Here is a 21,654-nt window from a genome sequence, read left to right on the forward strand (position 1 = left end):
CCGTCAGGCGGCGGCGGTCTCGCCGGGGCGGGCGGGCGTCTCGGCCTCGTCCCGCGCCAGACGTTCGAGCAGCAGGGGCAGGGGCTTGGGCTTTCCGATCAGGAAGCCCTGGGCCATGTCGCAACCCATGCCGCGCAGCAGGGCCAGGGCGGTGGGCGTTTCGACGCCCTCGGCGGTGACGCGTAGGCCCAGGCCGTGGGCCAGGTCGATGGTCGACTTCACCAGCAGGGCGTCGCGCGCGGAGTTGTCCAGCCCGACCACGAACTCCTTGTCGATCTTCAGTTCGTCGGCGGGAATGCGCTTCAGATAGGTCAGGGACGACAGGCCCGAGCCGTAGTCGTCCAGCGAAACGCGGATGCCGGCGGCGGACAGGCGGTCGATCACCGCCAGCGCCCGCTCCGGGTCATGCATGACGGCGGTTTCGGTGATCTCGAAGCAGAGGTCGGCGTCGGCGCCGGCGATCTGTTCCAGGGCGAAGTCGGCGAAGCCGTCGTCGCACAGCAGGCGGCCCGACACATTGATCGAGACCATGACGTTGTAGCCGGCGGCGGCCATGACGGCCTGGTCCGTGATGGCCTGACGGACGACCCATTCGGTCAGCGGGCGGATATGGCCGGTCTCCTCCGCCATGGCGACGAAGATGTCCGGCGCGACCACGCCGCGACGCGGATGGGTCCAGCGGGCGAGAGCCTCGACCCCGGTGATCCCCTCGGCGCGGAAATCGTATTTGGGCTGGTAGGCGAGTGAGAACTCGCCGTTGTCGAGGGCGGCCATCAGCTCCGAGATCAGGGACAGATTGCCCTGCGGGTCGCCATAGTCGGCGGGGTCGAAGGCGGCGGCGGGACGGCGCAGCTGGCGGGCGCGGGCGATGGCGATGGCGGCGCGATCAACCGGCGAGGTCAGCTTGGCCCCGGCCTCGCCGCGACGGGCGACACCGGCGGTCAGGGCGATGTCCACGGGGGCGCCGGACACCTCGAACGGCAGATGGGCGGCGTCGCACAGGCGGGCGGCGATACGCACCGCCTCGTCCTCGTCCCGCGCGACGACGACCAGTCCCAGCACGGCGGCGCTGACCCGCGAGATGGAGGCGCCGGAGAGCTGTTCCATGCGGCGGCCGACGGCCGTGACCAGCAGGGCCATGGCGTCATAGCCGATGGCGTTGCGGACCACCTCGAACCGGTCGATGCCGATCAGGATGACCCAGAGCCCCTCCTGCGAGGCGGCGAGACGTTCCAGCGCCAGTCGGTTCGGCAGGCCTGTTTCCTGATCGTGCAGGGCGATGTGGGTGAGCCGGTCTTCCCGATCCCGCAGGTTGCGGATCATCAGATGGAAGCGGAAGGCCAGAACGATCAGGGCGACGGAGGTAAAGGCCAGGCCGACGGCGATGGCCGCTTCATGCGGTCTGACGGCGCTGATCAGGGGGGCGACCACGGGGAGCAGCGCCAGCGCCACCGCGCCCGTGAAGAGGCCGGTCAGGGCGAGCCAGCCGGCCGTTGTGAAGGGGGTGTGAGTCTTCATCCCGACGGCGTCGCCGGGCCCTGTCCTGTCGGAACGAGGGTTGATGAAGCGAAGTTTCACGCCCTGAACCTGCCCAAAACAGGTGAAGCCAAGGTAAAGTCTGGATCTGCAAGCCTTAACGGCGGGAGCCGCCGGCGGCGGCGCGATTGTCGCGGGACAAGACGTCGCGTTGACCTTTTCCGAAAGCGTTTCGGGAATTCCTGCGAATGTGTCTCAAATTCGATTGCGGTGCGGAAAAAAGGTGATATTGCGAGCCGCTCGCAGACTTCCCTGCGACCGGATGCCACACATGACCCACCGCGCCGACGCGCTCCGTTCGCTCCTTTTCGCCTCCAGCGCCGCCGGCATGTTGCTGGGCGCCGCGCCCGCTCTGGCCGGCGATCCGGCCGTTGCGGCCGATCCGCAGCAGCAGGATCGGGAAGCCACCACCCTGAGCACGGTGACGGTCCGGGGCGAGCGTGTGCGCCGCGAACCGCAGTCGCCGGAGTTCGTCGCGCCGCTGGTCGATACGCCGCGCGCGGTGACCATCATCCCGCAGCAGATCATCGAACAGACCGCCGCCACCTCGCTGCAGGACATCCTGCGCACCTCGCCGGGCATCACCTTCGGCGCGGGTGAAGGCGGCCAGCCGCTGTCGGACCGTCCGTTCATCCGTGGTCAGTCCTCGGGCAACAACATCTTCGTCGACGGCATCCGCGACACGGGCGGCCAGCAGCGCGAGGTCTTCAACCTGGAACAGGTCGAGGTCATCAAGGGCGCGGACTCGGTCTACTCGGGTCGTGGCTCGGGCGGCGGTTCGATCAACCTCGGCTCCAAGACGCCGCGTCTGCAGACCTTCACCCATTTCGGCCTGGGCGCCGGCACCGACAGCTATCTGCGCGCCACGGTCGACCAGAACTGGCAGCTGTCCGACACCTCGGCCCTGCGCCTGAACGTGATGGGCAGCGAGGGCGATGTTCCGGGCCGTGACCTGGTGGATTACGACAAGTGGGGCCTGGCCCTGTCGTATGCGATCGGGCTGGGGCAGGCGACGACCCTGACCGCCAGCTACTACCACCTCGATTCCAACCAGATGCCCGACTACGGCATCCCGCTGTTCACCAAGATCGGCACGCGCACGACCGACAGCGGCATTCTGGATGTGCCCTACAGCAGCTTCTATGGCGTCGCGGGTCGCGACTTCCTGAACAACACGGTCGACAGCTTCACCGTCAACGTGGAGCACCGGATCAGCGAGACCCTGCGTCTGCGCAACGTGACGCGCTATTCCGAGACGCTGAACGACTACATCGTGACCAATCCCGGTGACGGCGGCGCGGCGCAGTTCGTGGCCGGCGAATGGTGGATGAAGCGCGGGACCAAGTCGCGCTGGAATCCGGTCGACACCCTGGCCAATGTCACTGACCTGAGCGGTTCATTCACGACCGGCTCGATCCAGCACAATTTCGACGTCGGCCTGGAGCTGACCCGCGAGAAGAACCGCAACGCGGGCTATTCGACCTTCACCACCGCGGGCTCGGCCTGCCCGACCGGCTATGTGATGTCGGCCGGCAACCTGTCCAGCCTGGGCGCCGGGGACTGCACCCGCGTCTATTCGCCGAACAGCGGCGACGCCTGGGTGGGGGTGGTCAATCGCGGCGCGGTCAGCGAGAGCACGACCGAGACGGTCGGCGTCTACGCCTTCGACAGCATCAACTTGACGGAGCGCCTGATCCTGAACCTGGGCCTGCGCTGGGATCAGTATTCGGTGTCGGGCGTGAACCGCTCGGCCACGGCGGTCGCGGGCGTCTACGGGGCGGTGACCGAGACCCTGCCGCCTGACGCGGACTGGGACTTCGTCAACTACCAGATCGGGCTGGTCTACAAGCCGACCCCGAACAGCAGCGTCTATGCGTCCTACTCGACCTCCTCGACGCCACCGACCATCGCGGCCGGCGACCAGAACACCGCATCGACCGCCGCCCAGGCGATCCTCGATCCGGAAGAGTCGACCAGCTACGAGATCGGCGCCAAGGCCAGCCTGTTCCGCGACCAACTGCAGCTGAGCGCCGCTGTCTTCCGTCTGGAGCGCCAGAACGCCGTGACCCAGACCACGCCGGTGGTGGTGCAGGACGGCGAAGTCCTCGTGCAGGGCCTTGAGCTGGGCGTGTCGGGCAACATCACGCCGCAGTGGCAGGTGTTCGGCGGCTACACCTACATGGACTCCGAACTGGTGAAGGGCGCCCTGACCTCGGGCGGCCTGCCGAACCCGCTGAACGGCCAGCAACTGGCCAATACGCCGGAGCATTCGTTCAGCCTGTTCACCACCTATCGCGTCATGCCGAAACTGAGCCTCGGCGGCGGCCTCTACTATGTCTCCGACAGCTTCGGCGGGAACCAGGGCGGCGCCGGCGGCGGGACGAACCGCATCTATGCGCCGGAATACACCCGCGTGGACCTGTTCGCCTCGTATGAGATCAACGACACGGCCTCGCTGCAGCTGAACGTCCAAAACGCGGGCGATGAGGAATACATCATCCGCACCAACGGCGTGCACCACGCCGATGTGGCGCCGGCCCGTCAGGCGATGCTGACGCTGAACCTGCGTTACTGAGGCCCTTCGGCCCGAAGGCCTTGTAGCGTGGAGCCCGGGGGTTCAGGTGTCTTCCCTGATGACCTGCCCCCGGGTTTTTCCGCGTCCTGAGACGGGCGCGATGAGGAGACGCCGATGCTGCTGCACATTCCCGGTGTGTTCACCAAGGCCGAGGTTGAGGCGCTGCGCCAGACGCTGGACGCCGGACCATGGGCGGATGGCAATGTCACCTCGGGCCACCAGTCGGCGACGGCCAAGGTGAACCGGCAACTGCCCGAGGACTGCGCCCAGGCGCGCGAGGTCGGCGGGATCATCCAGCAGGCGCTGAACGCCAATCCGATGTTCGTATCGGCGGCCCTGCCGCACACGGTCTTTCCACCCCTGTTCAACCGCTATGAGGGCGGGGAGCATTTCGGGGTGCATGTCGACAATGCGATCCGCCAGCGCGGGAATATCCGCATCCGCAGCGACCTGTCCTGCACCCTCTTCCTGTCCGAGCCCGAAGACTACGACGGCGGCGAACTGATCATCGAGGAGATGTACGGGCCGCAGTCGGTGAAGCTGCCGGCGGGGGATCTGGTGCTGTATCCGTCCAAGAGCCTGCACCGGGTGACGCCGGTGACGCGGGGCGCGCGGGTGGCCAGCTTCTTCTGGCTGCAGAGCCTGATCCGCGACGACGCCGACCGCGAGACCCTGTTCCGGATGGATGTCGCCATCCAGCGGATCAACGCCGAGAAGGGACCGAAGGACCAAGCCGTGCTGGAGCTGACGGCGGTCTATCACAACCTGCTGCGGCGGTGGGCGGAGGTGTGAGGGTTTGGGCTCCGTCGGGCGGGGAGCTCGAACTGGTCGGGTCGGAACGTGGGAAGTGATTAGTGGTTAGTGATTAGTGGTTAGTGATTAGTGGTTCGCGGCGGAACGGCTCGCGCGAGACGTCGCCCGACCAGCGAAGCGGCCACCCACTAATCACTAACCACTAATCACTGGCTGGGCTCACTGCCCGCAGTTCGAGCCCTGATCAGAGCGTCAGTACACGTCCCGGCGGTAGCGTCCGGCCTCGGTCAGGCCCAGCAGGGCTTCCGCGCCGATCACGGCTTCCAGCGCCTCGTGCACGCCCTTCGACATGCCTTCGAGGCTGCCGCAGACCATGATCGTCGCGCCGCGGGACAGCCAGTCCTTCAGCAGCTCCGCCTGCTCGGTCACAACCGCCTGCACATAGCGGCCGTCGCCGGCGTCGCGGGAGAAGACGCGGTCGAGGCGGGTCAGGAGGCCGGAGGCCAGCAGGGCCTCCAACTCGTCATTCAGCAGGGCGTCGTGGGCGCGGGTGCGCTCGCCGAACATCAGCCAGGCGCCGCCGTGGGCCTGATCCTCGCGGGCCTTCAGATGGGCGCGCAGGCCGGCCAGACCGGTGCCGTTGCCGATCAGGATCAGGGGCGCGGCGGCGTCCGGGCCGTGGAAGCTGCGGTTGGTGCGGATGCGCATCCCGACCTCGGCGCCCGGCTCCAGATCGCCGGTCAGCCAGCCGGAGGCGAGGCCGGGCGTTCCGTCCGGGCGGGTCATGCGGCGGATGATGAACTCGGCCCGGCCGGTCGTGGGGAGGGAGGCGACGGAGTATTCGCGGCTGCCCTGGGCGGGGTCGGGCAGGCCGACCTCGGCGATGTCGCCCGCGGCCCAGTGGGGCGTGTGATCGACGGGCTCGAAGGCCAGAAGATGGGCCTCACCGCCGGGGCTGCCGGGATTGAGCAGGCGGCGCTCGGCCAGACGCCAGCGGTCATAGGCGGGCGGGGTCCAGTCGGCCTGCACGGTCGAGCCGGTGATCAGGCCCAGCTGGTGCTGCCAGTGGCGGATCGCGCCGGTGTCGCCGTTGTCGACCTCGACATGATCGAACAGGGCTTCGGCGCCCGAGCGTTGCAGCCAGCTGTCCAGCGCACGGCCGAAGCCGCAGAACTCGGCATAGGTGCGGTCGCCCAGCGCCAGCAGGCCGTAGGAGACGCCCGCCAGATCGGCGGGAGCCTTCATCACGGTGCGGACGAACCACGACATGCTGTCGGGCGGATCGCCCTCGCCGGTGGTCGAGGCGATGATCAGCACGCGACCCGCCGTCTTCAGTTCGGCGGGCTCCAGATCGCCCAGCAGGACGACCCGGGCGGGCGTGCCGGCGTCGGACAGGCTCTTCGCCGTCATCCACGCCAGCTCCTCGGCCAGGCCGGTCTGGCTGGCGAAGGCGACGAGCACGGCGTCGGCGCCCGCCGGACCGGACAGGGCGGCGGCCTTGCGGGCGGCGGCGCGTTTCGCCAGCGCACGGCTGATGACGACGGCGACGATGCTGAGCAGCCACAGGCCGACCGCAACGGCGGCCCAGATCAGGCGCGAGGGATCGGAGGTCACGCGCCCTCTTCCAGCATGGCGGTGAAGGCCGGGGTGACGGACTCGGTCAGGACGCCATCAGGGCTGCGCACGACGAAGGCGGCGGCGATCTCCAGGGCGTTGGCGAAGGCGGGGCCTTCCTCGGGCCCCATGACGGTCAGGGCGGTGGCCATGGCGTCGGCGGCGAAGGCGGTGTCCGCCAGCACGGTGACGGCGGCGACCCCGTTGTCGATGGGACGCCCCGTGCGGCCGTCGAGGGTGTGGCTGAAGGTTCGGCCGGAGACCCTGTAGCTGCGGATCCAGTCGCCGGAGGTGGCCACGGCGAGGTCGAACAGGGCCGCGACCGTGCGCGGGGCCGGGGCCCCCGGGGGCTGCTGCAGCTCGACCCACCAGGGATGGCCGTCCGGCTTGACGCCGCGACCGCGCAGCTCGCCGCCGATCTCGACCAGATGATGGGCGACGCCGAGGGCGAGCAGGGCGTCGGACACGCAGTCGACGGCGTGACCCTTGGCGAGGCCGGACAGGTCCAACTGCAGCCCGCCGGGCTGCTGGACGGCGCGGCGGTCGCGATTGAGGCGCAGGCGACCCCAGCCGGAGACGGCCCGGGCGGCCTCGATTTCTTCCTCGGTCGGCAGGGAGACGCCGGTTCCCACGCTGTCGGTCGGACGGGGACCGGGCGGGCCGAAGCCCCACAGATTGACCAGGGCGCCGAGGGTCGGATCGACGGCGCCGTCGGTGTCGTCAGCGATGTCCATCGCCCGGTTGAGCAGATCCCAGAAGGGCTCGGACACGGCCCAGAAGCCCTCGGGCGCAGCGTTGAAGCGGGCCAGTTCCGACCGGCTGTCCCAATGGCTGAACAGGGCGATGATCTGCTCCAGCGCCGCCTCGACGGCGGACTGGATGGCGGCCCGGTCGAGGCCCGGCGGCGGGACGGCGCGAACCGACCAGTCCGTGCCCATGGTCTGGCCCGCGAAGTCCCAGATCAGCTCCGAGGGCGGGCGGGTCGGCGCGCGTCCGTGAACCGGGATGAGCACCCGGTTGTCGACACGCGGCAGAGCATCGCCGCCCACGGTGACCGTGGGCGGCGCGCTGTGGCGATCGAGAGGGCCGCCGGCTTTGGTCAGGGCAGGACTTCCAGGGCGCCGTTGTACTGGGCGTTGGCGGCCATCTGGTCGCCCTGGGCCGCGGTGCGGACCGAGGTGTTGATCCAGTACATGCCGGCTTCGGTCCAGGTGACGGTGAAGGATCCGTCGGCGCCGGTGGTGACGGTCATTTCCTCGGGGTCGTCGCGGTAGCGCGCGCCGCCGCGGGCGATGGTCACCTGCTGATTGGCCAGCGGCTGGCCGTCACGGATGAATTTGAAGGTCGCGGCCTCGCCGGCGGCCAGTTCATTCGGGTGGCTCACCGGGACCAGCTCAATGCCTTCATTGGTCGGGGCCAGGGCGGTGGTCGAGGTGGCGCCGAGGGTGACGAAGGTCTCGATGCGGCTGTTGGTGCGGGTGGCGACGACATCGGTGGCGTCGGCCGGGATGTTCGCGGCCATGTCAGCCTCGGTCCCGCGCCAGCGCTTCTGCTCGCCGCCCTGCTTGTAGCTGACGATCAGGCCGCCCATGACGTTGGCGACGCGATAGGTGCCCTGCTGGGTCAGGTGCAGGTCGAAGGTCGAACGATAGCGGGCGCGGCTCATGTTTTCGGCTTGGGCGGTCGAGCCGTCCGGCGCGGTGATGGTCAGGCCGGCCAGGTTCATGGCGGCGTGGTCGGGGATGAAGACCCCGTTCGACATGCCGGCGTCAAAGCCGACCCAGGCGTCCGCGCCCGAGAGCGAGGTCGAGGTGGGGGCCAGCCAGGCGCGGTGGGCGTTGGCCGAAAGCGGCAGGGCCAGGGCGGCGAGCGCTGCGATGAGCGCGATGGACTTCTTCATGGCAGGCTTCCTTTAGCGGGTGACGGCGACGGTGACGGCGCCGAGTTCACGGGTTCCGGCGGCGCGGCCGGTGTTGGGCGCGCCCCAGCGGAAGGGCACGCGGACGGCTTCGCGACCGCCCAGCTCACGGGCGGCCTCCACGACGATGACGTAGTCGCCGGCGGGCAGGTTCTGCAGGCGGGCGCCCGGGATGCGGACGTTGTGCGTGCCCGGCGCCTTGGTGGCGCTGGAGACGCCGTCGGCGGGCAGGGTCAGCGACTGGCCGCCGCGACGCCACCAGGTGCGCATGTCCTTCAGCCAGTCCTTGCCCTCGCGGACATTGGAGACTTCGTACCAGACGGCGAGGGTGCGCACGGCGGTGTTGTCCGGGCGCTCGATCCACACCGCGACATAAGGGCGGTGGTAGGCGGCGACGCTGAGGCTCGGGATCTGGACGGTGATGTTCAGATCGGCGGCGAGGGCCGGGGTCGCGACGGCGGCGGCGGCCGCGGCGGTCAGGGCGATGGGCAGCTTGCGCATGGGGGTTCCGGAAGAACGCTAGTGGATGAACAGAAGGGCGATGATGACGGGGATCAGCAGACCCAGCCCGAGCAGGGGCCAGGTCGAGGGGCGTTGCTTCGCGTGCATCCAGGTCAGGGCGAAGCCGGTGACGGCGAAGATGATGCAGGCGACGGCGAAGACGTCGATGAACCAGAACCAGACGACCCCGGCGTTACGACCCTTGTGGAGGTCGTTGAGGTAGGCGACCCAGCCCCGGGTGGTGCGCTCGCGCGAGGCCTCGCCGGTGGCGCGGTCGATGGTCAGCCATCCGTCGCCACCCGGCTCGGCCAGGGCGACGTAGATCTCGTCCATGGTGGTCTCGGTCGGGCGGCCGTCGATCTTGACCTTGAAGGCGTCCTGCGCCCAGCGGGCGACGGCGTCGGGGACCGGATCGGTGGTCTCTTCCGGGAAGGCGGACAGGCGCTCGAGCAGGGGCGTGGGCAGGGTGGCGCTGGTGCTCACCGTGACGGGCTCGGCCGGAATGGAGGCGGCGTGGTTCAGGGTAATGCCGGTGACGGCGAACAGCATCAGCCCGATCAGGCTGACGGCCGCCGAGATCCAGTGCCACTGATGCAATTGCTTCAGCCAGAACGACCGGGTGGCGTTCAGGGCCTTCTTGGGCTTCGGAGCTGTCGCAGCAGTGTCGGTCACGCCCCGGCTAATGCCGAGTGTGCGAACCATTTGCAAGTGGAGCGGTGTTCGGACGGATCAGCGGCTGAGACGAATCCCGACGGACAGGGTGCGCGGGGGGGCGTAGCCGGCGACGCCGGTCCCGGTTTCGGAGACCTCGATCTCTTCGTCAAACAGGTTGGCGGCGCTGACCCAAACGGTGGTGGCGTCATTGACCAGCCAGTCGGCGCGCAGGTCCAGAGTGCCGCCTGATTCCAGCACTCGGCTGTTCAGATCGTCCTCGAAGCGGTCGCTCTCCCAGCGCAGGTCTGCGGCGAGGAGCAGGCGATCCGTGGCCTGCCAGTCGGCGCCGGCGACGGCGCTGAAGCGGGGCGCCTGGGCGGGACGCAGGCCGGTCAGTTGGGGCGCGGCGGTTCCGCCATCCACCTCGGCGTCGGTCAGGGACACGGCGGCGCGCAGGGTCAGGGCGTCGGTGACGGTGAAGCGGCCGTCCAGTTCGATCCCGACGGCCTCGATGGTCCCCGCGTTCTGGCGCTGACGCAGAACGCCGCCCGCCGGGACGAAGCCGGCGCGGGGGAAGGTGGCCGGGCCTTCGCCGATGGTGACGTTGACGATGGCGTCGTCCAGTTGCGTCCAGAAGGCGGTGGCGGTCAGGCTGGCGCGGTCGCCGGTCCAGCTCCATCCGGCCTCGACGCCGGTGACGGTCTCGGGCTCCAGCGCGGCGTTGGCTTCGGTCAGGTCGTTGCCGACCCGGAAGGGGCGATGCAGCTCGTTCAGGGTGGCGGGACGGAAGCCGGTGTAGGCGGCGGCCCGCAGGGCCTGCCCATTACCGATATCGCGACGGACGCCGAGGCGGGCGCTGACCACCTCGCCGGAGCGGTCGGGGTCGGTCTCGTCCAGGGTGACGGCCAGGGTCTGGCGGTCGCGCTCGAAGCGGCTGCCGCCGGTATTCTCCCAGCGGTCGGCGCGCAGGCCGCCGGCGACCAGCCAGGGGCCGGTGGTCCAGGAGCCCTCGGCATAGGCGCCGATGACCGAGGTTTCGCCGCCGGCGATGCGGTCGCGGGTGAACTGGCCGCCCATGTAGCGGAACATCTCGCGAGTCTCGCCGTCGGCGAAGCGGGCGTCGGCGCCCAGCTCCCATTCGACGCGACCGATGCCGCTGACGAGGACGCGGCGCAGGGCGGCGTTGACGCCCCAGCCGACGGCGGGGGTCTCGAACTGGTTGTTGGCGGGGGTGGTCGTGGCGCGGTCGGCGGCGACGGCGACCGAGGTGTTGGCCAGATCGCTCTCGCGCCGCCAGACCTGTAGCCGCCATCCGGCATGGTCGGCGGTCGGCTGGACGGCGGCGGTGGCGGACAGGGCGTTGCCGCTGGCGGTCGAGCGGGCGCCGGCGAGGCCCGAGCCGCGATCCTCCTCGAAGGCCGAGGCGCGCAGGGACACGGTGGCAGGGCCGACGGGCAGGTCGGCGCGGACGGAGGCGGCCTGCACCTCCAGATCGAGCGGGGTGTCGGCGGCCCCGGCGGCCGCGCCGCGCACCGGGACATAGCCGTCGCTGGTCTCGTACAGGCCCGAGGCGACGAGGCGCGCGGGGCCGAGGTCGGTGGCGCCGGAGGCGGCGAGACGGGCGCCGCCGCGCTCGGCGAGGGAGGCGTCGACGGTCCAGCCCGTGTCGCGCTCGCGCAGCTGGATCACCCCGGTCAGGGCGCCCGCGCCATAGGGACCGGCGCCCGCGCCACGCACGATGTCGAAGCCGGACAAGCTTTCAGTCGGGAGCTGGGACCAGATCACCCACCCGCCGAACGGATCGTTGACCGGAACCCCGTCCAGCGTGACCAGCGTCCGGCCGGCGCCGGAGGGGGCGATGGCGCGCAGGCTGATCCCCTGCGTGGTCGGATTGGCCGCGAGGCTGGAGGTACGGCGGAACAGGGAGACGGCGGGCACGCCGGCCAGCGCCTCGTCCAGCCGCTGTTCGGCGCGCAGGTCGCGGTCGTCCAGCCGGATCACGGCGAAGGCGGCCTCGCCCGCGGCGGGCGGCAGGCGGGCGCCGGTGACGATGACTTCGGGGAGGTCGGTCGGGGGCGGTGGGGGGATTTGCATCATCAGGCGTTGCAATACGCCAGACCGGTTCGGGTTGCGCCCCTTTATGCAGCCTGTGCCGCTTCGTCGCCGGGCGTGGCGGCAAGGACGCGGCGGATGGCGTCGAGCAGGACGTCCGGCTGGATGGGCTTCTGGGCCACGCCGTCCATGCCGGCGGCCAGATAGTCGGCTTCATCGCGCGGGTCGGCATTGGCGGTCAGGGCCAGAATGGGCAGGGCGGCGACCGGGCCGGGCAGGCCGCGGATGGCGCGGGTGGCCTGAATGCCGTCCATGACCGGCATCTTCACATCCATGAGCACCAGATCGAAGCGGCTGGTCTGGACGCGATCGACCGCCTCCTGTCCGTTCTCGGCGGTCTCATGGGTGCAGCCGAACAGCTCCAGCACCTTGCCGGCGACGAAGCGGTTGGTGGCGTTATCGTCCACGACGAGCACATGGAGGGTCTCGTGCGGGGTCGGTTCGGCGGGCGCGTCCTCGGCGGTGGCGGTGTCGGCGGCCAGCGGCAGGCGCAGATCGAAGGCGAACCGGGCGCCGCCGAAGGGCGAGCGCTCGACGCCGATGTGGCCGTTCATCCGCTCGACGATCTGGCGGCAGATGGCCAGGCCCAGACCGGCGCCGGCCCCCTCGCGGCCGGCCCGACCGGTGTTGAACGGATCGAAGATGGTGGCCGCCGTCTCCTCCGCGATACCGGGGCCGCTGTCGTCCACGGTGACAGTCAGTCGGGCGTCGCCGCCCTCGACCTGCGCCGACAGGGTGACGACGATCTCGCCCGCCGGGGTGAATTTGATGGCGTTGCCGATCAGGTTGTTGAGCAGCTGTTTCAGCCGCACCTCGTCGGTGTCGACATGGGCGGCCTCGCCCAGATCGCAGGCGACAGTCAGGGACAGGGTCTTCTCGGCGGCGCGGGGCTCCCACAGGGCGGCGAGATCGCGGGCGACGGTCTCCAGCGAGACGACGCCGGTCTCGAAGGTCATCAGCCCGGCCTCGGCGCGGGACATGTCCAGTGCATCCGTCAGCAGGCGCAGCAGGCTCTGACCGGAATCCAGGATGGTGCGGACATAGGGGCGCAGGGCGTCCTGCGTCAGCTCGCGCTCCATCAGGGCGGCGACGCCCAGCACCCCGTTCAGGGGCGTGCGGATCTCGTGGCTCATGACGGCGAGGAACTCGGACTTGGCCCGGCTGGAGGTGCGGGCCTCCTGCTCGGCGCGGGCCAGATCGCGGGCGAGGACGCTCATGGCCTCGGCGCGCTTGCGGTGGATGGCGCTGCCGGCCTGCAGCAGGTGCACGCCGGCGCCGACCCCGGCGTAGCGGCCTTTGGAGACGACCACGAAGCCGTTCAGCAGGGCGCCGAGATTGCCGGCGTCGAGGCTTTCGAACAGGGTCTCGGCGCTGGCGTCGGCGTCGAGCACGCGCGGCGACGGATCCATGAAGCTGGAGGCCGGGCGACGGGCGTAGAGGGCGCGGCCGAACTCGGCGGCCATACGCAGGGTGAAGGCGTTGCGCTCGACCAGGCCGACCGGGCGGCCGTCCGCATCGACCACGGCGATGGCCAGGGTGTCGGGCTCGCGCTCGAACCGCTCGAAAACATGGGCGCCGGGCGTGTCCGGGCCGATCGGCTCGGCGCCGCTGGCGAAGTCACCGATTCTGGCCATTCACTCTCACTCCCGGATGGGAGCGGAATAGGGGGAACCCCTTAAGGCCAGCTTTGCCGTGCGTGAATGTTTCGCGATATTGTCTTGAATATCAGTCCGTAAGCGGACCTAAAGTCGCGACAGAAGGTCAGCGGCGAAGGTCGACAGGGTGTCGTCGCGGGCGCCCATGACGATGATGCGGTCGCCGGGCTGCGCCAGCTCAACGATACGGTCGCCGCAGGCGTCGCGGGTCGGCAGGGCCTCGGCCTGACGCCCGGCGGCGCGGACGCCCGAGGCGATGTCCTCGCTGCCGACGGACCGGTCGGTGGTGCCGCCGTAATAGACCGGCTCGGGCATCAACAGGACGTCGTCGGCGCGCATCAGGCCGACAAAGGTTTCGATGAACTCGGACTTCATCAGCTTCAGCGGACCGAAGCCGTGCGGCTGGAACAGGATCAGCAGGCGGCCGTCGAAGGCGTGGAGCGTCTTCAGGGTGGCGGCGATCTTGTCCGGGTTGTGGGCGAAGTCGTCGATGACGGTGACGCCGTTCGCGGTCCCGACCACCTCCATGCGGCGACGGATGCCGGAGAAGGTCTCCAGCGCGGCGGTCGCCTCGGCGAGAGGCACGCCCAGTGCTCGAACGGCGCCGAGGGCGGCCAGCGCATTGGCGACATTGTGGGCGCCGGGGACGTTCAGGGTGACGGCGTGCTTCGCACCCCCCTGTTCGGTCAGGGTGAAGCGCATGCCGGTGGGCTGCGGCTCCAGATCGTGGGCGTTCAGTGTCGCGGCTTCCTCGCCCAGCGCAAAGGTGACGACCTTGTCGGCGGGCAGGGTCTGGACCAGGGCCGCGGTCTCGGGGTTGTCGAGATTCAGGACGGCGGTGGTCGCGCGGTCGGTGAAGCCGCCGAACAGTTCGCGCAACTCCTCCATCGACTTGTGGTCCAGCGAGATGTTGGAGACGACGGCGACGGTCGGATTGTAACGGGCGATGGAGCCGTCGCTCTCGTCCACCTCGGACACGAACAGATCCGGTCCGCCGATCAGGGCGCTGGCGAACGGGTGGTCGGCGTCGGCGAAATTCTTCATCACCGCGCCGTTCATCACGGTGGGTTCGCGACCGGCCTTGTGCAGGATCCAGGCGATCATGCCGGTGATGGTCGATTTGCCGGACGTGCCCGCCACGCCGATGGAGGCGGGAGCGGCGTTGAAGATCTCGCTGAGCAGCTGGGGCCGGGTCTTGATGGTCGCGCCGATCGCCTTTGCCGCGCCGATGTCAGGCACGGTGTCCTCGACCGCGCCCGTCGCGACCACGATCTGGTCGGCGCGGGTGACGCCGGATCCGTCCTGCGGATGCAGGGCGACGCCATGGGCCTCGAGCCAGGCGAATTTCTCGGGCGTGCGGCCCTGATCCCGCGACCGGTCCGAGCCCTCGATGCGGTGACCGCGCGCCTGCACGATCATCGCCAGTGGCAGCATCCCCGAGCCGCCGATCCCGCAGAAGAAATAGTCGTTCGCCATGAAAGGCTGAGTAGAGGGGCTTTGGTCCGGCCTCAACTCGCTTTCGCGCGGAGGAGCGGCATTCTATGGAAGGATATGACCTCGGGGACGACACAGTGAAGATCGGCATCGTCAACGCCAGCTCGCGTTTCTCGAAGGAACGGGGCGAGGCCATCGAGGCGTGGTTCGCCGCGAATGTTCCGGACGGGTCGATCCAGATCGTCTTCCACCCGGCGGTGTTCCAGAAGCACGGCCATTTCGGCGGGGATGACGCGACGCGGGCCAACGCCTTCGTCGAGTTCGCCAATGATCCGCGGCTGGACGCCGTCTGGTTCGCGCGGGGCGGTTACGGCTCGTGCCGGATCGCCGAGGCGGTGCTGCCGCGCCTGACGGACGTGGCGCGGGGCAAGCGGTATCTGGGCTATTCGGACGCCGGGAGCCTGCTGGCCGGGCTCTACAAGGCGGGGTTCCCGCATGTGGCGCACGGGCCGATGGCGTCGGACGCGACGCGCCATGACGAGACGGCCTGGCGGGCGCTGAACTGGCTGAAGAGCGGGGCCTCGTCGTCGTGGGAGCCGTCGCTGCACACGGACCCGCGCCCGGCCGTGGCGTTCAATCTTAGCATCCTCGACGCCCTGGTCGGCACCTATCTGGAGCCGGACCTGACCGATCACGTGCTGATGCTGGAGGACGTGTCCGAGCCCCTGTACCGGATCGACCGGATGATGTTCCACCTGACCGCCCAGCCCTCGATCCGCAAGGTGGCGGGAATCCGGCTGGGGCGGGTGTCGGAGATCGTCCAGAACGACCCGGACTTCGGCCTGACCGCCGAGGAGATCACCCGCTACTGGTGCCAGCGCTCGGGGATTCCGTATCTGGGGACCGCCGACATCGGGCACGACGCGGCGAACAGGGTGGTGCCGTTCGGCCACCGTTAGGACACAATTTCTTCGCGAGACGCGCGAAGAGAGTGGACAGCACCCGCATCAGTGCGCCATTTACATTCGTGTAACCCTGTGGTCTCGGATCCGGGGTTGGCGGGGGTTCGGGGATACCGGCCTCGCAGGCGGGCCGGTCGGCGTCGGGGGGCGCCGGCCGGTTCGTCGTTTCAAGGCTCCTGCACATCCTGTTCTGCACGCGCGACGTCTCGCCGCTGGCGCGTCGCGAGCGCACGCGCCATCTTGGCCCGGATGAACCGCCGCAACCTCCTGATCCGCGCAGCCGGGCTTGTCGCCGTCGCGGGCGGCGCGTGGTGGGCGCGGGACCATCTGTTCTGGCCCAAACCGGAGTTGGTCTTCGGGCCGGAAGGGGCGACGCCGTGGATGCCCTATGGCCGCCGGGCGCCGACGCCGACGGTCGCTGTCCGGGTCGAGGGGCGCGACGTGCTGGCCCTGATCGACAGCGGCGCCCAATATTCGGTGATCGACCGCGCCTTCTTCGAGACCCTGCCGAGCGAAGGGCGGAACTCGTTCGACATGCCCCTGCTGGCCTATGGCGTCGGCGGGGGCACGCAGGTGGGGCGCGGGACGTCGGTGGATGTGGACCTGCCCGGCCTGTCGATCCGCAAGCTGCGGGCGGCGATCCTCGATCTCGGTCCGCTGGCCGCCGAAGACGGGCTGCAGACGCCGCTGATCCTTGGCCAGGATGTCCTGGGCGAGGCGGTTCTGGCGCTGGAGCCCGCCCGTCGCCACTCGCGGCTGGTCAGCCGTGAAGCCTTTGTCCTGCCGCCCGACCTGATGCCTGCCGAGGTGCGCAAGCAGGGCACGGCGCTGCAGGCCGACCTGACGGTGGAGGGGGCGACGGTGCGGGCCATCATCGACACCGGCGCCTCGTCCCTGCTGGGGCTGAGCCGCGAGGCGGCGACGACGGCGGGCCTGCTGGACGGCCGCCCGGAGCGGTCGGGCGTCAGTCTGGTGCTGGGGGGATCGCTGCGGTCCGCCATCATCGAGGCGCGTACGGTGACCTTCGCCGACCATCTGTACGAAGAGGTGGAGATCGGCGTCTTCGACCAGCCGCCCCTGCCGAACTTCCCGGGTGGTCTTGTGGGGATGGAGGCCTTCCGTAACCGGCGCGTGGCGATGGATCTGGGGCAGGGTACGATGCACCTGTCCCGGCCGCTGGACCTGACGATCGGCGCGGACTGACGGTTCTAGGGGCGAACCTGGCCCGTCCCGCGCACCACATACTTGTAGCTGGTCAGTTGCTCGGCCCCGACTGGCCCGCGCGCATGCAGGCGGGAGGTCGAGATGCCGATCTCCCCGCCGAAGCCGAACTCGCCCCCGTCCGCGAACTGGGTCGAGGCGTTCCACATGACAATGGCGCTGTCGACGGCGTTGAGGAAGGCGGTGGCCGCCGTCTCGTCATTGGTGATGATCGCTTCGGTGTGGCCCGAGCCGTGGCGGCGGATGTGGTCGACCGCATGGGGCAGGTCCTCGACCACGCCCACGGTCAGGATCGGGGCCAGATATTCAGTGGTCCAGTCGGCCTCGGACGCCTCGGTGATCGCGGGGACGAGGGCGCGGCTTTCCTCATCGCCGCGCAGGGTGCAGCCGGCGGCCTCCAGCGCGGCCGCGAGCCGGGGCAGCAGGGCAGGCGCGCAGGCGCGGTCGATCAGCAGGGTCTCGGTGGCGCCGCAGACGGACACGCGGCGCATCTTGGCGTTGACCACCACGGCCTCGGCCATGTCGGGGTCGGCGGCAGAGTGGACGTAGGTGTGGCAGAGCCCCTCAAGGTGGCCCAGCACGGGCACCCGCGCCTCGGCCTGCACCCGGGCGACCAGGCTCTTGCCGCCGCGCGGGACCAGCAGATCCACGGTTCCCTCCAGCCCGGTTAGCAGCGCCCCGACGGCGGCCCGGTCGGGCGTGTCGACCAGTTGGATGGCGTCGGCGGACAGGCCCGCGGCTTCGAGGCCCTCGACCATGGCGGCGTGGATGGCCAGCGAGGAGGACAGGCAGTCCGAGCCGCAGCGCAGCAGGGCGACATTGCCGGAGCGCAGGCACAGGGCCGCTGCATCGGCGGTCACATTGGGCCGGCTCTCATAGATGATGGCCAGCACGCCGATGGGGGTGGAGACGCGGGCGATGTCGAGGCCGCTGGGCCGGGTCCAGCGCGCGGTCTCGCGACCCAAGGGATCGGGCAGGGCGGCGACCTCGTCCACGGCGTAGGCGATGGCGCCGAAGCGGGCGGGGCTGAGCGCCAGCCGGTCGATCAGGGCTTCCGAAAGACCGTTCTGGCGGGCGCGGTCGATGTCCTCTGCATTGGCGGCCAAGATGCGGTCGGCGTGGGCGCGCAGGGCGACGGCGGCGGCCTCCAGGGCGTGGGTGCGGGTCTCGGGCGGGGCGAGGCGGATCATGTCGGCGGCGGCGCGGGCGCGGCGGCCGCGCTCCAGCATCTCTCCCATGATGGTCATGCGGATCCCTCCAGCACCAGATCGTCGCGATGGATGGCCACCTGCGGCCCCTTGTAGCCGACCAGCCCCTCGATCTCGCCGGTCTGGCGGCCGCGGATCAGGGCCATCTCCTCGGCGGAGAAGGCGGCCAGGCCCACGGCGGCGCGGGCGCCGTCGGGCGTGACGACCAGCACGCTGTCGCCCCGGTCGAACCGGCCCTCGACCCGCTGGACGCCGGAGGGGAGCAGGCTCTTGCCCGCGCGCAGGGCGGCGACGGCGCCGTCGTCGACGATCAGTCGTCCCGCCGGATCGACACTGCCCGCGATCCACGCCTTCCACGCCGCCATGGGGCCGGCGGGGGCGGAGATCAGGGTGGCCCGGGCGCCGTCGGCCACGGCGGCCAGCGGCTTGTCGGTCAGGCCGGAGGCGATGATGGTGGCGCAGCCCGCCGAGCGGGCGATGCGGGCGGCCTCCAGCTTGGTGCGCATGCCGCCCGTGCCGACCGACGCCGAGGCGTTGGCCTCCCCCGCCATGGCCATGACGTCGGGCGTCAGGGCCTCGACCAGCGGCAGGTGGGCGGCGGTCGGGTTCGCGCGGGGATCGGCGTCATAGAGGCCGTCGATGTCGCTGAGCAGGACCAGCAGGTCAGCGCGGGCCAGCTGGGCCGTGCGGGCGGCGAGGCGGTCGTTGTCGCCGTAGCGGATTTCCTCGGTGGCCACGGTGTCATTCTCGTTGACCACGGGCACGGCCTTGAGGCGCAGCAGGGCGTCCAGCGTCGAGCGGGCGTTCAGCCAGCGGCGGCGGCGCTCGGTGTCGTCCCGGGTCAGCAGGACCTGGGCGGGGTTCAGGCCGTGGGGCGACAGCGCCGTCTCCCACGCCTGCATCAGCAGGGACTGGCCCGCGGCGGCGGCGGCCTGTTTCTCGTCCAGCCGGGCGGACTTCGGGATGCCAAGACGGCCCCGCCCCAGCGCCACGGCGCCGGAGGAGACGACGATCACCTCGACGCCCCGTGCGCGCAGGTCGGCGATCTCCTGACCGAGCGCGGCCAGACGCGGGCCGTTCGGTCGCCCGCCGTCGATGAGCAGGGCGGAGCCGACCTTGAGGACAAGGCGGCGGGAGGCGGCGAGGGCGGAGGCGGCGGAGGAGGACACGGCGGAAGCTTGCCGCGCCGGGCCCCGGGCGCCAACCCGTTCCAGAGAGACTGGCCCCGTCCCTAGAGGGATTGGAAGGTGTCGCACGACTGCGGGTCGCCGCTCTCATAGCCGCGCCGCAGCCAGGTCATGCGGTCGGCGGAGGAGCCGTGGGTGAAGCTGTCCGGCGAGACGCGCCCGCCGCCCCGACGCTGGAGGGTGTCGTCGCCGATGGCCGAGGCGGTCTTCAGACCTTCCTCCAGATCGCCCGCGCTGAGGGCGACCTGTCCGTTGGAGACCGCGGCGGCGTTGGCGGCCCAGACGCCCGCATAGCAGTCGGCCTGAAGTTCCAGCGCGACGGAGTAGCGGTTGGCCTCGGCCTGTCCGGCGGCGCGTTGCTGGGCTTCGCGGACCTGTTGCGAGGCGCCGGTCAGGGTCTGGATGTGATGGCCGTATTCGTGGGCGATGACATAGGCGCGGGCAAAGTCGGCGCCGGAGGCTCCGAGTTGCGTCTCCATCTCCTGCCAGAAGCCGAGGTCCAGATACACGCGCTGGTCGGCCGGGCAGTAGAAGGGGCCCATGGCGGACTGGCCGTAGCCGCAGCCGGTCGAGGTGCCCTGTTCGTAGAGGACGACGGTGGGCGGGCGGTAGCCCTGCAGCTTCGAACGCCAGACGTCATCGATATTGGCGCCGATGACGTCGACGAAGAGGCCGGCCTGATCCTCGGGCGTGCCGGCCTTGCCCTCCTGCTGCGCGGCGCCGACGCCGCCGAGCTGGCTGGTGATCTGCTGGGTGGTCGAGGGATCGATGCCGAAGACGAAATAGCCGATGGCGGCCAGTACGAGCGCGCCGATTCCGCCGCCGGCGATGCCGACGCCGCCCATGCCGCGCCGATCCTCGATATTGCCGCCCCGGCGGCCGCCTTCCCAACGCATGACCCGTCCTCCCCAAGCTCAGGTTCGAGCGAAGCGGTAACGCGGCGCGGGCGCAAGGGATGCGCGTGAAGGGCGGATCAGTTCGGGCGGCGGTCCAGCCAGGCGTCGATCTCGCCGACGCGATCGGCGGTGGTCTCGCGACGCCGGGTGGCGGCCTCGCGGGCGGCGCGCTGTTCCTCGACGGAGCGGACGGGCGGAAGCGGCGCTGTGGACGGCGCTGTCGTGCGCTGCTGGTCGAGCTCCAGTCGGGTCTGGCGGCCCTCGAGTTGAAGCTGGCGGGTGGCCGCCTCGCGTCGATCGTTCTGCTGGCGCAGGCGGTCCATCTCGTACCGGTGCTGGTCCGCCTGATAGCGATGCTGGTCCCATGTCGAGGGACCGGGCGGCAGGGGGCGCGGTGCGGACTGGGCCATGGATTGGGCATGGACGGCCCCGGCCAGCATCAGCGGCGCGGCGAGGGCGGCGAGAAGGAGGGCGCGGGTCATGGAGCGAAGATGGTCGCGAACAGTCCTGTCACCAAGCGTGACCGGAACCGGATGGGCCGGTTTCCTGTTTCGGGACAGGAGCGTCGCCACAAGGAGCCTGCCGTGACCCAATCGATGAAAGACCCCGGCTTCAGCCGTGATCCCGAGCTTGAGAAGATGCGCGGGACCGGACGACCGGCGGCCTCGGAGATGTCGGGCGAGGATCACTCCGATGACCCGGCGCCGGATCGCCATATCCATTTCTCGCCGGATCCGGAGGCCGATCAGGCCATGGCCCAGACGGCCGACCGCTTGACCTCCTGATCCTCCAGCTCGCGGGTGGTCGGCACGCGATACTCGGCGAGGAAGTCGAGGCCCGTCTTCGGGAAATAGGTGCGGCCGGGATCGCCGATCAGGACGCGCGTCCCGTTGGCGCGGGCCTGACCCAGCCAGGCCAGGACCTGTTCGGTCATCGGCTTTTCGTAGCAGACGTCGCCGGCGCAGATGACATCGACCGCGGGCGGCGGGGCGTCCAGCAGGTTGCGGTCGGTGAAGGCCATGGCCACGCCGTTGGCCCTGGCGTTCAGGGCCACGGCCGCGCCGCAGAAGGGATCGATGTCCGCGCCCATCACGGAGACCGCGCCCGCCTTCATCGCCGCGATACCCACCAGCCCCGAGCCGGTGGCGAAATCGAGGACGGTCCGGCCCGCCACCTCCGACGGATTGTCCAGCAGCCAGCGCGCCACCGCCTGCCCGCCCGCCCAGGCGAAGGCCCAGAAGGGCGGCGGCAGGCCCATCTCGCCCAGCTCCTCCTCGGTCAGGCGCCAGATCGGCGTGATCTCATCCGCCAGCCACAGCGAGATTTCCGGCGCATGCGGGACCGCCTGCAGCCGGGTGTTGTCGAGGATGAAGGCGGTCGGGTCGGTGATGGGCATGGGGCGTGCTGGTAGCCTTTCGCCGCGCCGCC

General features: G+C 70.3%; 19 protein-coding genes. 5 read left to right on the forward strand and 14 right to left on the reverse strand.

Translation table 11 applies throughout. From position 1 onward, the window contains the following. Positions 1-3 precede the first annotated feature (3 nt). Positions 4-1,518 carry a putative bifunctional diguanylate cyclase/phosphodiesterase gene (locus tag ACFQQC_RS06150; RefSeq protein WP_376860684.1) on the reverse strand — a complete coding sequence of 505 codons (1,515 nt, stop codon included), beginning with the start codon at positions 1,516-1,518 and terminating at the stop codon, positions 4-6. 289 nt (positions 1,519-1,807) lie between these two features. Here ACFQQC_RS06150 and ACFQQC_RS06155 point away from each other — a divergent pair, with 289 nt between their 5' ends. Together ACFQQC_RS06155 and ACFQQC_RS06160 are read left to right on the forward strand one after the other, a co-directional pair. Then, complete coding sequence (locus ACFQQC_RS06155) at positions 1,808-4,111, forward strand: TonB-dependent receptor (protein ID WP_376860686.1); 2,304 nt, start codon at positions 1,808-1,810, stop codon at positions 4,109-4,111. A gap of 114 nt (positions 4,112-4,225) precedes the next feature. After that, a complete protein-coding gene (locus tag ACFQQC_RS06160; protein WP_376860688.1) occupies positions 4,226-4,903 on the forward strand; it encodes a Fe2+-dependent dioxygenase in 678 nt (225 codons plus the stop codon). Positions 4,904-5,116: 213 nt separating this feature from the next. Here the strand turns inward: ACFQQC_RS06160 and ACFQQC_RS06165 are convergent, their stop codons facing one another. The 8 genes from ACFQQC_RS06165 to murC all read right to left on the reverse strand — a co-directional run bounded on the left by ACFQQC_RS06165 (position 5,117) and on the right by murC (position 14,794). Next, positions 5,117-6,478, reverse strand: coding sequence for a sulfite reductase subunit alpha (locus ACFQQC_RS06165; RefSeq protein WP_376860690.1), 1,362 nt, complete (start codon positions 6,476-6,478; stop codon positions 5,117-5,119). Beyond that, the gene (locus ACFQQC_RS06170) at positions 6,475-7,491 is read right to left on the reverse strand and encodes an FAD:protein FMN transferase (RefSeq protein ID WP_376860692.1); all 1,017 of its coding nucleotides are present in this window, start codon (positions 7,489-7,491) and stop codon (positions 6,475-6,477) included. The genes ACFQQC_RS06165 and ACFQQC_RS06170 overlap by 4 nt, the downstream gene beginning before the upstream one ends. Before the next feature lie 86 nt (positions 7,492-7,577). Further along, positions 7,578-8,378, reverse strand: coding sequence for a DUF4198 domain-containing protein (locus ACFQQC_RS06175; protein ID WP_376860694.1), 801 nt, complete (start codon positions 8,376-8,378; stop codon positions 7,578-7,580). A 12-nt stretch (positions 8,379-8,390) separates the two neighbouring features. Beyond that, on the reverse strand, positions 8,391-8,897 hold the full coding sequence (locus ACFQQC_RS06180; protein WP_376860695.1) for a DUF2271 domain-containing protein: 507 nt from the start codon (positions 8,895-8,897) through the stop codon (positions 8,391-8,393). Between the two features lie 18 nt (positions 8,898-8,915). Beyond that, the gene (locus ACFQQC_RS06185; RefSeq protein WP_376860697.1) at positions 8,916-9,569 is read right to left on the reverse strand and encodes a PepSY-associated TM helix domain-containing protein; all 654 of its coding nucleotides are present in this window, start codon (positions 9,567-9,569) and stop codon (positions 8,916-8,918) included. Positions 9,570-9,626: 57 nt separating this feature from the next. Further along, complete coding sequence (locus tag ACFQQC_RS06190) at positions 9,627-11,648, reverse strand: TonB-dependent receptor (protein ID WP_376860699.1); 2,022 nt, start codon at positions 11,646-11,648, stop codon at positions 9,627-9,629. Between the two features lie 41 nt (positions 11,649-11,689). Continuing rightward, a complete protein-coding gene (locus tag ACFQQC_RS06195; RefSeq protein ID WP_376860701.1) occupies positions 11,690-13,297 on the reverse strand; it encodes an ATP-binding protein in 1,608 nt (535 codons plus the stop codon). Positions 13,298-13,405: 108 nt separating this feature from the next. Further along, positions 13,406-14,794 carry a UDP-N-acetylmuramate--L-alanine ligase gene (gene murC, locus ACFQQC_RS06200; protein ID WP_376860703.1) on the reverse strand — a complete coding sequence of 463 codons (1,389 nt, stop codon included), beginning with the start codon at positions 14,792-14,794 and terminating at the stop codon, positions 13,406-13,408. Positions 14,795-14,859: 65 nt separating this feature from the next. On the opposite strand from murC, the gene ACFQQC_RS06205 reads away from it, so the two are divergent. Both ACFQQC_RS06205 and ACFQQC_RS06210 read left to right on the forward strand, forming a co-directional pair. Then, entirely contained in the window at positions 14,860-15,711 is an 852-nt protein-coding gene (locus ACFQQC_RS06205; protein WP_376860705.1) for an LD-carboxypeptidase, read from the forward strand. A 252-nt stretch (positions 15,712-15,963) separates the two neighbouring features. Continuing rightward, positions 15,964-16,917, forward strand: a complete 954-nt coding sequence (locus ACFQQC_RS06210; RefSeq protein ID WP_376860870.1) for an aspartyl protease family protein — start codon at positions 15,964-15,966, stop codon at positions 16,915-16,917. A 5-nt stretch (positions 16,918-16,922) separates the two neighbouring features. Here ACFQQC_RS06210 and ACFQQC_RS06215 read toward each other — a convergent pair whose 3' ends face one another. The 4 genes from ACFQQC_RS06215 to ACFQQC_RS06230 form a co-directional block, all read right to left on the reverse strand. Beyond that, positions 16,923-18,182, reverse strand: coding sequence for a glutamate-5-semialdehyde dehydrogenase (locus ACFQQC_RS06215; protein WP_376860707.1), 1,260 nt, complete (start codon positions 18,180-18,182; stop codon positions 16,923-16,925). After that, complete coding sequence (gene proB / locus ACFQQC_RS06220; protein ID WP_376860709.1) at positions 18,179-19,312, reverse strand: glutamate 5-kinase; 1,134 nt, start codon at positions 19,310-19,312, stop codon at positions 18,179-18,181. Before proB ends, ACFQQC_RS06215 begins: the two co-directional genes overlap by 4 nt. A 62-nt stretch (positions 19,313-19,374) precedes the next feature. Next, positions 19,375-20,226, reverse strand: coding sequence for a neutral zinc metallopeptidase (locus ACFQQC_RS06225; protein WP_376860711.1), 852 nt, complete (start codon positions 20,224-20,226; stop codon positions 19,375-19,377). Positions 20,227-20,303: 77 nt separating this feature from the next. Next, a complete protein-coding gene (locus tag ACFQQC_RS06230; RefSeq protein ID WP_376860713.1) occupies positions 20,304-20,708 on the reverse strand; it encodes a hypothetical protein in 405 nt (134 codons plus the stop codon). 102 nt (positions 20,709-20,810) lie between these two features. On the opposite strand from ACFQQC_RS06230, the gene ACFQQC_RS06235 reads away from it, so the two are divergent. Then, the gene (locus ACFQQC_RS06235) at positions 20,811-21,011 is read left to right on the forward strand and encodes a hypothetical protein (protein ID WP_376860715.1); all 201 of its coding nucleotides are present in this window, start codon (positions 20,811-20,813) and stop codon (positions 21,009-21,011) included. On the opposite strand, the gene ACFQQC_RS06240 is transcribed toward ACFQQC_RS06235, so the two are convergent. Continuing rightward, positions 20,972-21,622 carry a class I SAM-dependent methyltransferase gene (locus ACFQQC_RS06240; RefSeq protein ID WP_376860716.1) on the reverse strand — a complete coding sequence of 217 codons (651 nt, stop codon included), beginning with the start codon at positions 21,620-21,622 and terminating at the stop codon, positions 20,972-20,974. The genes ACFQQC_RS06235 and ACFQQC_RS06240 overlap by 40 nt on opposite strands. Positions 21,623-21,654 lie beyond the last annotated feature (32 nt).

The sequence above is a fragment of the Brevundimonas sp. GCM10030266 genome (assembly GCF_042666595.1).
Taxonomy (GTDB): Bacteria; Pseudomonadota; Alphaproteobacteria; order Caulobacterales; family Caulobacteraceae; genus Brevundimonas.